Consider the following 13,561-nt stretch of genomic DNA (forward strand, 5'->3'; position numbering starts at 1 on the left):
ATTTCAGGCAGCGAATCAGCCCAGCAGGCCGTACACCACCGAGGTCAACGCAACCAGGCCGACCACTACAACGAACACGTTGGAGGCTGCACCGCTGTACTTGCGCATCGACGGAACACGGTGGATGGCGTACATCGGCATCAGGAACAACAGCACCGCAAGGATCGGGCCGCCGAGCGATTCGATCATGCCGAGGATGCTCGGGTTGAGGGTGGCAACGATCCAGCACACTACCAGCATCAACGCGGCTACCACGCGGTCCAGGGTTTTGGCACCCGGGCGTGCACCGGTCTTGGCGATAATACCCTTCAGGCCTTCACTGGCACCGATGTAATGGCCCAGGAACGACTTGGCGATGGCCACGAAGGCGATCAGCGGCGCAGCGAACGCGATGGTCGGGTTGCTGAAGTGGTTGGCCAGGTACGACAGGATCGACAGGTTCTGTGCCTTGGCTTCGGCCAGTTGGGCGCTGCTCAGGGTGAGCACGCAGCTGAACACGAAGAACAGCACCATCACCACCATCAGCAGGTGGGCACGGCGCAGGATCTGGCCGCTACGCTCGTCGGCATGCTCGCCGTAGCGGCGCTTCTGGTCGACGGCGAAGGCCGAAATGATCGGCGAGTGGTTGAACGAGAACACCATCACCGGAATAGCCAGCCACAGGGTATGCAGGAAGGCCGAGGCCGGCGGCACGTGTGTGGCGCTGTCGAGGATGCCACCAGTCCAGTGTGGCACCAGGTACAGGCCCAGCAGCGCCAGGGCGACGATGAACGGGTACACCAGCAGGCTCATGACCTTGACCGTGGCCTGCTCGCCGCAGCGCACGATGGCCAGCAGGCCGAGGATCAGCACAAACGACAGGATGGCCCGCGGTGGCGGCGCCATGTGCAGCTGGTGCTCCATGAAGCTGGACACGGTGTTGGTCAGCGCCACGCTATAGATAAGCAGGATGGGGAAGATCGCGAAGAAGTACAGCACGGTGATCGCGGCACCGGCGTTGCTGCCGAAGTGCTCTTTGACCACTTCGGTGATGTCGCCACCATTGCGCCCGGAGAGCACGAAGCGGGTCAACCCGCGGTGAGCGAAGTAGGTCATTGGGAAGGCCAGTACAGCCAGGATCAGCAGCGGCCAGAAACCGCCAAGGCCGGCGTTTATTGGCAGGAACAAGGTTCCGGCGCCAATGGCTGTGCCGAACAGGCCCAGCATCCAGGTGGTGTCGTGACGCGCCCAGCTGCCGAGGGTGGCGGGGGTCGATTCTGCAAAGCGTTGTTCAACGCTTGGGGCCTGCTCATTCATTCCGGGTGAAGCTCCACTCGCAAGACTGCAACAGGCTGAGAATGGCGAAACAGTGCGTTCGCCCAACTCAACCGGAAAAGAGGGGCGCGATTGTGCACGGAAAGGTTGCACTTGCGAAGCCCTTTTCCGAGGGGCGGTTGCACTTGTCTTTACAAGCACGCCAGACCGGCAGGCTAAGGCGATGATTGTGGGAGCGCCCCGGCAAGGCCGCTCCCACAGGAAGGGCCGCGCAGGGCCCCTTGAGAAATTACTTCTGAACAGCAGCGAACGCTTCGGCAACCTGTTGCAGGTTGGCCGGGCGCAAGCCGGACATGCACACGCGGCCACTGTCGATCAGGTACACGCCAAACTCGTCGCGCAGGCGGCGCACTTGCTCGACGCTGAAGCCGGTGTAGCTGAACATGCCACGCTGGCGCAGGAAGAACTGGAAGTCCTGGCCTGGCAGCAACACAGCCAGGGCATCGACCAGCGCCTGACGCATGTCGAGGATACGCTTGCGCATCACTTCGACTTCCTCGGCCCACTGGGCATTGAGGACTGCATCGCTGAGCACGCCTGCAACCAGCTGGGCGCCAAAATTGGGCGGGCTGGAGTAGTTGCGGCGCACGGTCGCCTTGAGCTGGCCGAGCACGCTCTGGGCAGTGGCGTCATCGTCGCAGACCACCGACAGGCCCCCTACCCGCTCGCCGTACAGCGAGAAGATCTTCGAGAACGAGTTGCTGACCAGGCACGGCACACCGGCGCGGGCCATTTCGCGGATGGCGTAGGCGTCTTCCACCAGGCCTTCGGCGAAGCCTTGGTAGGCGATGTCGAGGAACGGGATCAGCTGGCGTGCCTTGACCACTTCGACCACTTGTTGCCACTGGTTTTGCGTAAGGTCGGCACCGGTGGGGTTATGGCAGCACGGGTGCAGCAGTACCACGCTGTTGGCCGGCAGCGTCTGCAGGGTGGCCAGCATGCCGTCGAAGTCCACGCCACGGGTGGCCTGGTCAAAATACGGGTACGTGTGCACCTTGAAGCCGGCGCCTTCGAAGATGGCGCGGTGGTTGTCCCAGGTCGGGTTGCTGACCCAGACTTCGGCCTGCGGGAAGTAGCGCTTGAGGAAGTCGGCACCGACTTTCAGGGCGCCGGAGCCACCCACGGTCTGCACAGTGGCCACGCGACCGCCGGTCACCGCCGGGTGATCGGCACCGAACAGCAGCGCCTGAATCGCCTGGCGGTAGCTGGCCAGGCCTTCCATCGGCAGGTAAAGGGACGCTTCGTGGTCCTGGCCGGCAATGCGTTTTTCCACCGCATCCACAGCCGCCAGTTGCGGCACCACGCCGGCCTCATCGTAATACAGGCCGATACTCAGGTTGACCTTGTCGGCGCGCGGGTCGGCCTTGAAGGTTTCCATCAGCGAGAGGATCGGGTCGCCGGCATAGGCATCGACATGTTTGAACACAGCGTGCAGCTCCTTGGATCAGGACAGTTCGAAAAGGCAGACCTGAGCATACCCGGAGTGTGGGCTCAGGAACATCCACTATTGTGCAAGGTTGTCTATGCAACATTGCATGGCTGAAGATTTGTGCTGACAGTGATGCCTTCATCGCCGGCAAGCCAGCTCCCACAGGTACACCACAGGCCTTGAGCTTGGTGATGTACCTGTGGGAGCTGCTTGCCGGCGATTGGCCGGGTCAGGCAAGCAGCTCTTTCAGGCCCTGCAACTCCTGCTCGGTTAGCGCCACCCCCTCCTCCTCGGCCACCTCGCGCTCACGATAGCGCCGCTCACCCGGCATGCGCGTCAGGCCCACCGCCTGCATCTGCTCCACCAGTGCGCGACTGCGCTGGGCAAATTGCTCGCCTTCTGCCTTGCCGGGGTCGATGACGATAATCAGCTGCCCGGTCCAGGGTGTCTTCGCCCCCGGGTGGCGCGACCAGTCGAATTCCCAGGAGAAATTACCCCCGGTCAGCGCCGCCGCCAGCAACTCGACCATCATCGATAACGCCGAACCCTTGTGCCCGCCAAACGGCAGCAAGGCGCCGCCTTCGAGAATGGCCAAGGGGTCGGTGGTCGGTTCGCCGTTGGCGTCCACGCCCATGCCTTCCGGCAGTTGCTGGCCGGCACGCGCGGCAATCTGCACGTCACCGTGGGCCATGGCGCTGGTGGCCATGTCGAAGACGATCGGATCGTGTTCGGCACATGGCGCCGCAAAAGCGATGGGGTTGGTACCAAACAGGGGCTTGCGCGCGCCATGCGGCACCACGCAGGTCATGCTGTTGACCACGCTCAGGGCCACCAGGCCCTCTTCCGCGAACGGTTCAACATCCGGCCACAGCGCGGCGAAGTGGTGCGAGTTATGGATCGCCAGCACGGCAATACCCGCGTTGCGCGCTTTGGCTACCAACAGCTCACGGGCCGCTGCCAACGCCGGCTGGGCAAAGCCGCCCGCTGCATCGACACGTACATAACCGGCCGCTACGTCGCTGACCTTCGGCGTGGCCTGGCCATCGACCCAACCGCTGGCCAACGTCGAGACGTAGCCAGGCATACGGAATACGCCGTGGCTGTGAGCACCATCGCGCTGGGCGCTGGCGCAGTTGTAAGCCAGCACCCGGGCCACGCTCTCGCTGCAGTCATGGCGCTGAAAAATGGCCTGCAACAAACCCTGCAGCTCGGTAAAAGGCATACGCACGACGGTGCTGGTGGAAGGTGCGGACATCTGAAGCTCCTTGTTGGTATTGGAATGGCTACAGCGTTGCAACGACAAAAACTTTCCGGCATGTGACAGCAATCTGTCAAATGTTGACTTGATGACAGAAAACATTCATTTTCTTCCCAAGCCTTACCCTTGGAGCCGCAGCATGAGCCAACCGATCAAGCAACGCCTGGAAAACAGCCTCGAAGGGGCCGCTGCCTCGGGCCGCAAGATCGCCACCTACATGCTCGCCAACCTGCACGAACTGCCGTTCCAGACATCGGCCAGCATTGCCGCCAAGCTGGGCGTCAGCGAATCCAGCGTCGGGCGCTTCTGCCGCTCACTCGGTTATGCCCACCTCAAGGCGCTTAAGCAAGACCTGCAGAACGACCTGGGCGACGGCCCATGGCTGGTGGGCGACCGCCTGCAAGATTACCGCCAGAACCAGGACGCCAGTGACAACGCCGGCAGCCTGGAGCTGGAAATCGCCGCCTTGATGCGTGTGCACGAGTACCGCCAAAGCCCCACCTGGCACAGCGTAGCGCAACGCCTGGCGAGCAAGCCGCGGGTGTTCATCGCCGGTTTCCAGACCGAGCGCGGCATCGCCATGTGCATGAGCCACCTGCTGCAGTACCTGCGCGATGGCGTGCAACTGGTGGACATCAGCGCCGGGCACTTCGGCGAGGTGCTGCTGGGGCGTGCCGAAGACAGCGCCTTGGTGGTGTTCGAGGCGCGCCGTTATTCCCGCCACGCCCTGCTGCTGTGCCAGAAGGCACGCGAGGCGGGCATTGCGGTCACCTTGGTGACCGACACCTTCTGTGACTGGGCCGATGCCAACGCCGACGAGGTATTCCGCATCCCCACCGAGTTCAATCTGTTCTGGGAATCCACCTCGACGATGCTGTCGTGGGTACACCTGATGGTCAACGAGGTCTGCAAGAAACTCGGGCCTGATGTTGAAAAACGCTTGGAAGCGACTGCCGCTCTACATAACGAATTCGTCGGCTACACCTCGTGGCCGACGGGCAAACAACAATAGCAAGAGTGCAATGAGGTGCGAGATGAACAAGACCATGGCCTTGGTGGGTGCGTGTGCCCTGCTGCTGACGGGTGCCGCCAGTGCCGAAACCCTGCGCTTCGCCACCGAGGGTGCCTACCCGCCCTTCAACTATGTAGACGCCGATAACAAGCTGCACGGCTTCGATATCGACATCACCCATGCCCTGTGCGAACAGATGAAAGTCGAGTGCACGCTGGTGGCCCAGGACTGGGAAGGCATCATCCCCGCCCTGATGGCGCGCAAGTACGACGCCGTCGTCGCGTCGATGATCAATACCGAAGAGCGGCGCAAGAAAATCGCCTTCACCGACCACTACTACCGCACCCCGCTGACCGTCGCAGTCGCCAAGGACAGCAAGATCGACAGCGCCCAGACCGACTTCGTCGGCTACACCGTCGGTGCCCAGTCGTCGTCCACCCAGGCTATCTACGCCGAAGACGTGTATGGCAAGGCCGGGGCCGACGTGAAGCTGTACCCGACCATGGATGAAGCCAACGCCGACCTGGCCGCCGGGCGCCTGGACGGGGTAATTGCCGATAAATTCCCGCTGCACGAGTGGATGACCAAGAACGGCGGGGATTGCTGCAAGATCCTCGGCGACGTGGCCGACACCAAGGCCGATGCCGCCATCGCCGTGCGCAAGGACGACGAAGCCCTGCGCCAGCGCCTGAACACCGCGCTGCAACAGATCGTGGCCAACGGTACCTATCAGAAAATCGCCAGCAAGTACTTCGCTTTCGATATCTACAACTGACCTTAGAGCCCGTCTCGCCTGATCCGGCCCTATCGCCGGCAAGCCAGCCCCCACAGAACCGCACAAGGCCTGACAAATGTGCAGTCCCTTGTGGGGGCTGGCTTGCCGGCGATAGGGCCGGTAAGGTCAACACAAGGTGTTCGTCATGCTCGATCAATTGTCCTTGCTGTCCTTCGCCAGCGGAGGCTGGGGCCAGGCGCTGCTGGCCGGCGCCCTGGTGACTGTTTCACTGGCACTGGCCTGCCTGCCCATCGGTCTGCCGCTGGGCCTGCTGGTAGCGCTGGCAGCGCGCTCGCGCAAGCGCCTGCCACGGGCCTGGGCCACCACCTTCTCTACGGTGTTCCGCGGCCTGCCCGAACTGCTGACACTGCTGATCATCTATTACGGCTGCCAGATCGCCGCGCAGAAAATCCTCGCGGCCATGGGCTATCAGGGTGAATTCCTGATCAACACCTTCCTCGCCGCGATGATCGCCTTCAGCCTGGTGTTCGCCGCGTTCTCAAGCGAGATCTGGCTGGCCGCCTTCAAGACCCTGCCCAAGGGCCAGCTGGAGGCCTGCTCGGCGCTGGGCCTGAGCAAGCGCACCGCCTTCTTCAAGGTGCTGCTGCCACAACTGACCCGCATCGCCCTGCCCGGCCTGTCGAACAACTGGCTGTCGCTGCTCAAGGACACTTCGCTGGTGTCGACCATTTCGCTGGTCGACCTGATGCGCCAGACCAATCTGGCCGTCAGCGTGACCAAGGAGCCGATGTTCTTCTATGGCGTCGCCTGCCTGGGTTACCTGCTGTTCGCAGCGCTTTCCGGGCGCGTGTTCGCCTTCATCGAACGGCGCAGTAACCGCCACCTGCTAGGAGCACGGGCATGAGCTTTGAACAACTGCTGGCACTGGTGGTGGACCCCGACCTGCTGGAACGCTACGGCCCGCGCTTCGTCGACGGCCTGCTGGTAACCGCCAAACTGGTGGCCATTTCCTTCACCCTGGGCGCCGTACTCGGCCTGTTGCTAGCCCTGGCGCGCATGTCGCGCAGCCTGCTGCTGCAACGCATGGCCGCCGGCTACGTGTACTTCTTCCGCGGCTCGCCCCTGCTGGCCCAGCTGTTCCTGCTGTATTACGGCCTGGGTTCGCTCAAGGGCTTCTGGCAGGACGTCGGCCTGTGGTGGTTTTTCCGCGAAGCGTGGTTCTGCACCTTGCTGGCCTTCACCCTGAACACCGCTGCCTACCAGGCAGAGATCTTCCGCGGCAGCCTGATGGCCGTTGCGCCGGGGCAGCATGAAGCGGCGCGGGCTTTGAACCTTAAGCGCTCGACCACCTTTTTCAAGGTGATTCTGCCGCAGTCGTTGCTGGTGGCCATCGGCCCGCTGGGCAACGAACTGATCCTGATGATCAAGGCCAGCGCAATTGCCTCGCTGGTGACCATCTACGACCTGATGGGCGTAACCAAACTGGCCTTCTCGCGCAGTTTCGACTTCCAGATCTACCTGTGGGCCGCCGTGCTCTACCTGGTAATCGTCGAACTGGTGCGGCGCCTGCTGAAACACCTGGAAGGCCGCCTGGGCCGCCACCTGAACTGACCGAAGGATACGTTCCATGCATTGCCAGACCCTTGTCCTCGGCGCCGGCATCGTCGGCGTCAGCACCGCCCTGCACTTGCAGGCCCGCGGGCGCCAGGTCGTCCTGATCGACCGTGATGAACCCGGCAGCGGCACCAGCCACGGCAACGCCGGGCTGATCGAGCGCTCCAGCGTCATCCCCTACGCCTTCCCCCGGCAGTTCGGCGCATTGTTGCGCTACGGCCTGAATCGCCAGCCCGACGTGCGCTACAGCCTGGCGCACCTGCCCAAGGCTGCGCCGTGGCTATGGCGCTACTGGCGCCAATCAGCCCCGGGGCGCCTGGCCGGGGCCGCCGCCGACATGCTGCCGCTAGTGCAGCGCTGCGTCGAAGAACACGACGCCTTGATCAAAGCCGCCGGCCTTGAAGCGCTGGTGCAGGCCAAAGGCTGGATCGAAGTGTTCCGTGACCCTGCCCTGTTCGAGCAGGCCAAGGCCGACGCCAAGGGCCTGGGCCGCTATGGGCTGCAATTTGAAATCCTCGAATGCGGGCAGTTGCAGGCTCGCGAGCATCAGCTGGACGCCACCGTGGTGGGCGGCATCCACTGGCTCGACCCCAAGACCGTGAACAACCCCGGCGCCCTCACCCGCGGCTATGCGGCGCTGTTCCTGCAACGCGGTGGGCTGTTCCTGCATGGCGATGCACGCAGCTTGCGCCAGGCCAACGGCCAATGGCGGGTAGAGAGCCGCCGTGGCCCGATTACCGCCGACGAGGTGGTGGCCTGCCTCGGCCCGCAGTCGGCCGACCTGTTCAGCGGCCTGGGCTACCAGATTCCGCTGGCGATCAAGCGCGGCTATCACATGCACTACAGCACCCGTGACGGCGCGGCGCTTGAGCATTCGATCTGCGACACCCAGGGCGGCTACGTGCTGGCGCCGATGGCGCGCGGCGTGCGCCTGACCACCGGCATCGAGTTTGACGCCAGCAGCGCGCCTGGCAACCAGATCCAGCTAGGCCGCTGCGAGGCGCTGGCGCGCAAGCTGTTCCCGGCCTTGGGTGAGCGCCTGGACGACACCCCTTGGCTGGGCCGCCGCCCATGCCTGCCCGACATGCGCCCGGTCATCGGCCCGGCAGCCCGCCACCCGGGGCTGTGGTTCAACTTTGGCCACGCCCACCACGGCCTTACCCTGGGGCCGGTCAGCGGCCGGCTGGTGGCAGAGCTGATCACCGGCGAGCACCCTTTCACCGACCCCGCGCCCTACAGCGCGACCCGTTTCGACTGAACCCACGCGGGAGAACAACAACATGACCGCACCACTGAGCCTTGCAAGCCTTGCCCCCGAGCCCGACCCACGCCCGGTGCTGATCCGCATCGAAGGCCTGAACAAGCACTACGGCGCGTTCCACGTGCTGCACAACATCAACCTGCAGGTACGCGAAGGCGAACGCATCGTGCTGTGCGGGCCGTCCGGCTCGGGCAAGTCGACCCTGATCCGCTGCATCAACCGCCTGGAAGTGGCCCAACAGGGCAACATCCAGGTGGACGGCATCGACCTGGCAGCCACCACCCGTGAAGCGGCGCAGGTGCGCAGCGACATCGGCATGGTGTTCCAGCATTTCAACCTGTTCCCGCACATGAGCGTGCTCGACAACTGCCTGCTGGCACCCACCAGCGTGCGCGGGCTGTCGCGCAAGGACGCCGAAGAACGGGCGCGCATGTACCTGAGCAAGGTGGGTATCGAAAGCCAGGCGCACAAGTACCCCAGCCAGCTGTCAGGCGGCCAGCAGCAGCGCGTGGCGATTGCCCGGGCACTGTGCATGAAGCCGCGCATAATGCTGTTTGACGAGCCTACCTCTGCGCTGGACCCGGAAATGGTCGCCGAGGTGCTGGATGTGCTGGTGCAACTGGCCGGCACGGGCATGACCATGCTCTGCGTCACCCATGAAATGGGCTTTGCCCGGCAAGTGGCCGAGCGGGTGCTGTTCCTGGAGGGTGGGCAGATCATCGAAGACAGCCCGCCGCAGGTGTTCTTCAACCAGCCGCGTACCGAGCGCGCCAAGGCGTTCCTGGCGCAGATACTGCACTGAGCAAAATGTTTGATGCCTGTGCTGCCCCTATCGCCGGCAAGCCAGCTCCCACAGGATATCTGCAGCTTTTAACGGCGGATGCAGTACCTGTGGGAGCTGGCTTGCCGGCGATAGCGCCAGTAGCACAAACTCCAGCCCCCCTTCATTGCACCGCTGCAAAGACCCAACTGCGTCGTTAAATATTATTGACCAACACCCCCGCCAAACCCACGCCGCCACAGGCCCGCATCGGTTTCAGCCCCCAAAAACCGGTGCATTCCCCGCGTTAAAGCCCTCTTCCGTCGTTTGACATATCGAACGGCTCTGGCAAGCTATCTACATGCCCCGACCGGAATCGTCGCCTCTGACGAGCCGGCAGTGCTCGGAGCTTCAGGCTGCACTCAGGGCCCCGCGCCGTGCACCTGCACAACAACGACAGGCTGAACCTGTCCCAAGGTGACATATGTCCAACAGCAACATTGGCAACAAGCAATCTTCCCTGCGCAAACCCGTCGTCCTGATGACCATGGGCAGCCAAGAGCGCAAAGGCCATGACTATCAGGTCATGACCCACAAATACATCACCCCGCTGGTCGAGTTCTCTGATTGCGTCCCGGTTCTGGTGCCCACCTGCTGCGGCACTGAAGACCTCGACACCTATCTGGACATGGCCGACGGCGTGTACCTGACCGGCGCCGGCAGCAACATCGACCCGGCCCTGTACGGCCAAGAGAATGAAACCCCAGGCAAAGGCCAGGACCAGAACCGCGACCTGTTCGACATCCCTCTGGTGAAAGCGGCGATCAAGCGTGGCCTGCCGATTTTCGGCATCTGCCGTGGCATGCAGGAAATCAACGTGGCCCTGGGTGGCGACATCTACCAGAAGGTATACGCCGAGCCTGGTTTCAACGACCACCGGGAAAACCCGGAAGACCCGGTTGAAGTGCAGTACGCCCAGGTACATGGTGTGAAGATCAAGCCAGGCAGCTGGCTGCGTGACACCCTGGGTACCGACGAAATTCGCGTCAACTCGCTGCATGGCCAAGGCCTGCGCACGCTTGGCGCCGGCATCGAAGCCATCGCCCTGGCCGAAGACGGCCTGGTCGAGGCCATTCACGCCCCGAGCATTTCGCCCTTCCTGTTCGCTGTGCAGTGGCACCCGGAGTGGCAAGCTGCGAAGAACCCAGATTCGATCAAGATGTTCCAGGCCTTCGGCGATGCTTGCCGTGCCCAGGTACGCAAGGCGCAAATCAAGCGCCAGCACGCTGCCTGACCTTCAGTTTCCTCTGCTTTGATCGCGGGGCGGCGCAAGGCCGCCCCCGTTTCCCCGGTCACCCTCTGCTGGTCCCAGAACACTTCCCGTGGAATCGGGCGGCGGCCTAGTGCCTGTCTCCGCGATCGTTTTTTCCTCCCCTATCAAGAGATACGATGACTGATTGCAGATAGTCTGACATCGGTGTCTTTTCCTTCCGTTATGGTTCGCCTGCACCGGCCTCTTCGCGGGTAAACCCGCTCCCACACTGATCTGCATAGCTCTCTGGACCGCTGCGCCGTGCCTGTGGGAGCGGGTTCACCCGCGAAGAGGCCAGCACAGGAAACAGATCCTCCTCCCTGCCCACTGCAAAAAATCTCGCAAAAAGGACTAGTCATCGTACAAGTTGTACGATAACTTACCTCCAACGCAAAACAACACCCTTCACCCAAGCGCCACAGGATGCCTACAACAATGAATCCACAAGAACTTAAATCCATCCTCTCTCACGGCCTGCTGTCATTCCCGGTCACCGACTTCAATGCCCAGGGCGATTTCCACCAGGCTGGCTACATCAAACGCCTGGAATGGTTGGCCCCGTATGGCGCCAGCGCCCTGTTCGCCGCCGGTGGCACCGGTGAGTTCTTCTCCCTGGCCGCCAGCGAATACAGCCAGGTGATCAAGACTGCCGTCGACACCTGCGCTACCTCGGTACCTATCCTCGCTGGCGTGGGTGGCTCCACCCGCCAGGCCATCGAATACGCACAGGAAGCCGAGCGCCTGGGTGCCAAGGGCCTGCTGCTGCTGCCGCATTACCTGACCGAAGCCAGCCAGGACGGCGTCGCCGCCCACGTCGAAGCAGTCTGCAAATCGGTGAAGATTGGCGTGGTGGTGTACAACCGCAACGTCTGCCGCCTGAATGCCGACCTGCTGGAAAAACTGGCCGAGCGCTGCCCGAACCTGATCGGCTACAAGGATGGGCTGGGTGATATCGAGCTGATGGTGTCGATCCGTCGCCGCCTGGGCGATCGTTTCAGCTACCTGGGTGGCCTGCCGACCGCCGAAGTGTATGCTGCCGCCTACAAGGCCCTGGGCGTGCCGGTGTACTCCTCCGCCGTGTTCAACTTCGTGCCGAAGACCGCCATGGACTTCTACCACGCCATCGCCCGCGACGATCACGCCGCCGTGGCCAAGCTGATCGACGATTTCTTCCTGCCGTACCTGGACATCCGCAATCGCAAGGCCGGCTACGCCGTAAGCATCGTCAAGGCGGGCGCCAAGATCGCCGGTTACGACGCAGGCCCGGTGCGTACCCCGCTGACCGACCTCACCGCAGAAGAGTACGAGATGCTCGCCGCGCTGATGGACAAGATGGGCCCGCAGTAAGCGTCGCCCGCGGCCTGCCACATGCCGCGCCCGGAGTGGGCCAGCCCCGCTCCGGTTACAATTCGTGAGCCCGCACAAAAATAACTAGTGGGAGTATTGCCAGCATGCAAGCGACTAAGAAGACGCATGTGCGCTACCTGATCCTGTTCATGCTGTTCCTGGTGACCACGATCAACTATGCCGACCGCGCTACCATTGCTATCGCAGGCTCCAGCCTGCAGAAAGACCTCGGCATTGACGCCGTTACCCTCGGTTATATCTTCTCCGCCTTTGGATGGGCTTACGTGGCTGGCCAGATTCCTGGTGGCTGGCTGCTCGATCGCTTCGGTTCCAAGAACGTCTACGCCTTCAGCATCTTCACCTGGTCGCTGTTCACCCTGTTGCAGGGTTTTGTCGGTGGCCTGCCGGTTGCCTGGGCCGTGGTCACCCTCTTTACCCTGCGCTTTCTGGTCGGCTTCGCTGAAGCCCCGTCGTTCCCGGGCAACGCGCGTATCGTCGCCGCCTGGTTCCCGACTCAGGAGCGCGGCACTGCCTCGGCCATCTTCAACTCGGCGCAGTACTTCGCCACTGCGCTGTTCGCCCCGATCATGGGCTGGATCGTGTTCAGCTTCGGCTGGGAGCACGTGTTCGTGGTCATGGGTGTACTGGGCATCATCTTCTCGATGGTGTGGCTGAAAACCATTTACAACCCGCGCCAACACCCACGCATCAGCCCAAGCGAGCTCGAACACATCGAGCAGAACGGCGGCCTGGTGGACATGGACCAGAAGCGCGGCAACACCGGCCCAAAATGGGGCTACATCAAGCAACTGCTGACCAGCCGCATGCTGCTGGGCGTGTACCTGGGCCAGTACTGCATCAACGCCATCACCTACTTCTTCCTCACATGGTTCCCTGTGTACCTGGTGCAGGAACGTGGCATGACCATCCTCAAGGCCGGCTTCATCGCTTCGCTTCCGGCGGTCTGCGGTTTCATTGGTGGCGTGCTGGGTGGCGTGATCTCCGACTGGCTGCTGCGCCGGGGCAACTCGCTGACGTTCTCGCGCAAACTGCCGATCGTGTGCGGCCTGCTGCTGTCGACCACCATGGTGTTCTGCAACTATGTCGATGCCGAGTGGATGGTAGTCGGCTTCATGACCCTGGCATTCTTCGGCAAAGGCATTGGCGCGCTGGGCTGGGCGGTGGTGGCAGACACCTCGCCGAAGCAGATCGCCGGGCTGTCCGGTGGCCTGTTCAACACCTTCGGCAACATCGCCTCGATCACCACGCCTATCGTGATCGGCTACATCATCAGCGCCACCGGCTCGTTCAAGTGGGCACTGGTGTACGTGGGCGCCAACGCCCTGGTAGCGGTGTTCAGCTACCTGGTGATCGTGGGCCCGATCAAGCGGATCGAGCTGCGCGATGATGACCCAAAGCCACAGGCTGAGCCTGCCGCCAACGGCGAACTGGCCAGCTCGCGTCACTGAGTGAACACGCCCGCACCGTGGCAACCGGTGCGGGCGGATGTACAAAAAA

General features: G+C 62.9%; 12 protein-coding genes. 9 read left to right on the forward strand and 3 right to left on the reverse strand.

The window, feature by feature from the left end:
- Positions 1-15 precede the first annotated feature (15 nt).
- From SB765_RS03510 to SB765_RS03520, 3 genes are all read right to left on the reverse strand, one after another.
- Complete coding sequence (locus tag SB765_RS03510; RefSeq protein ID WP_410910310.1) at positions 16-1,296, reverse strand: serine/threonine transporter; 1,281 nt, start codon at positions 1,294-1,296, stop codon at positions 16-18.
- A gap of 247 nt (positions 1,297-1,543) precedes the next feature.
- A complete protein-coding gene (locus tag SB765_RS03515) occupies positions 1,544-2,740 on the reverse strand; it encodes an amino acid aminotransferase (RefSeq protein ID WP_341798636.1) in 1,197 nt (398 codons plus the stop codon).
- A 232-nt stretch (positions 2,741-2,972) separates the two neighbouring features.
- Positions 2,973-3,998: an Ldh family oxidoreductase gene (locus tag SB765_RS03520; protein ID WP_341798635.1), complete on the reverse strand. Its 1,026-nt coding sequence runs from the start codon at positions 3,996-3,998 to the stop codon at positions 2,973-2,975.
- A gap of 142 nt (positions 3,999-4,140) precedes the next feature.
- On the opposite strand from SB765_RS03520, the gene SB765_RS03525 reads away from it, so the two are divergent.
- From SB765_RS03525 to SB765_RS03565, 9 genes are all read left to right on the forward strand, one after another.
- Positions 4,141-5,013: a MurR/RpiR family transcriptional regulator gene (locus SB765_RS03525; RefSeq protein ID WP_016499315.1), complete on the forward strand. Its 873-nt coding sequence runs from the start codon at positions 4,141-4,143 to the stop codon at positions 5,011-5,013.
- A gap of 22 nt (positions 5,014-5,035) precedes the next feature.
- Positions 5,036-5,788, forward strand: a complete 753-nt coding sequence (locus SB765_RS03530) for a transporter substrate-binding domain-containing protein (protein WP_016499314.1) — start codon at positions 5,036-5,038, stop codon at positions 5,786-5,788.
- 145 nt (positions 5,789-5,933) lie between these two features.
- On the forward strand, positions 5,934-6,653 hold the full coding sequence (locus SB765_RS03535; protein WP_049275942.1) for an ABC transporter permease: 720 nt from the start codon (positions 5,934-5,936) through the stop codon (positions 6,651-6,653).
- On the forward strand, positions 6,650-7,360 hold the full coding sequence (locus tag SB765_RS03540; protein ID WP_341798634.1) for an ABC transporter permease: 711 nt from the start codon (positions 6,650-6,652) through the stop codon (positions 7,358-7,360). The genes SB765_RS03535 and SB765_RS03540 overlap by 4 nt, the downstream gene beginning before the upstream one ends.
- 16 nt (positions 7,361-7,376) lie before the next feature.
- Entirely contained in the window at positions 7,377-8,621 is a 1,245-nt protein-coding gene (locus SB765_RS03545) for an FAD-binding oxidoreductase (RefSeq protein WP_341798633.1), read from the forward strand.
- A gap of 22 nt (positions 8,622-8,643) precedes the next feature.
- The gene (locus tag SB765_RS03550; protein WP_086974531.1) at positions 8,644-9,426 is read left to right on the forward strand and encodes an amino acid ABC transporter ATP-binding protein; all 783 of its coding nucleotides are present in this window, start codon (positions 8,644-8,646) and stop codon (positions 9,424-9,426) included.
- Between the two features lie 442 nt (positions 9,427-9,868).
- Positions 9,869-10,678 carry a gamma-glutamyl-gamma-aminobutyrate hydrolase family protein gene (locus SB765_RS03555; RefSeq protein ID WP_410930945.1) on the forward strand — a complete coding sequence of 270 codons (810 nt, stop codon included), beginning with the start codon at positions 9,869-9,871 and terminating at the stop codon, positions 10,676-10,678.
- Positions 10,679-11,131: 453 nt separating this feature from the next.
- Positions 11,132-12,043 (forward strand): 5-dehydro-4-deoxyglucarate dehydratase, encoded by a 912-nt coding sequence (gene kdgD / locus SB765_RS03560; RefSeq protein ID WP_028613096.1) that lies wholly within the window; start codon positions 11,132-11,134, stop codon positions 12,041-12,043.
- A 104-nt stretch (positions 12,044-12,147) separates the two neighbouring features.
- Positions 12,148-13,512 carry an MFS transporter gene (locus SB765_RS03565; RefSeq protein WP_028613097.1) on the forward strand — a complete coding sequence of 455 codons (1,365 nt, stop codon included), beginning with the start codon at positions 12,148-12,150 and terminating at the stop codon, positions 13,510-13,512.
- The last annotated feature ends 49 nt before the right edge of the window (positions 13,513-13,561 follow it).

Source organism: Pseudomonas sp. SIMBA_067 (assembly GCF_046534675.1).
In the GTDB taxonomy this organism is placed as follows: domain Bacteria; phylum Pseudomonadota; class Gammaproteobacteria; order Pseudomonadales; family Pseudomonadaceae; genus Aquipseudomonas; species Aquipseudomonas putida.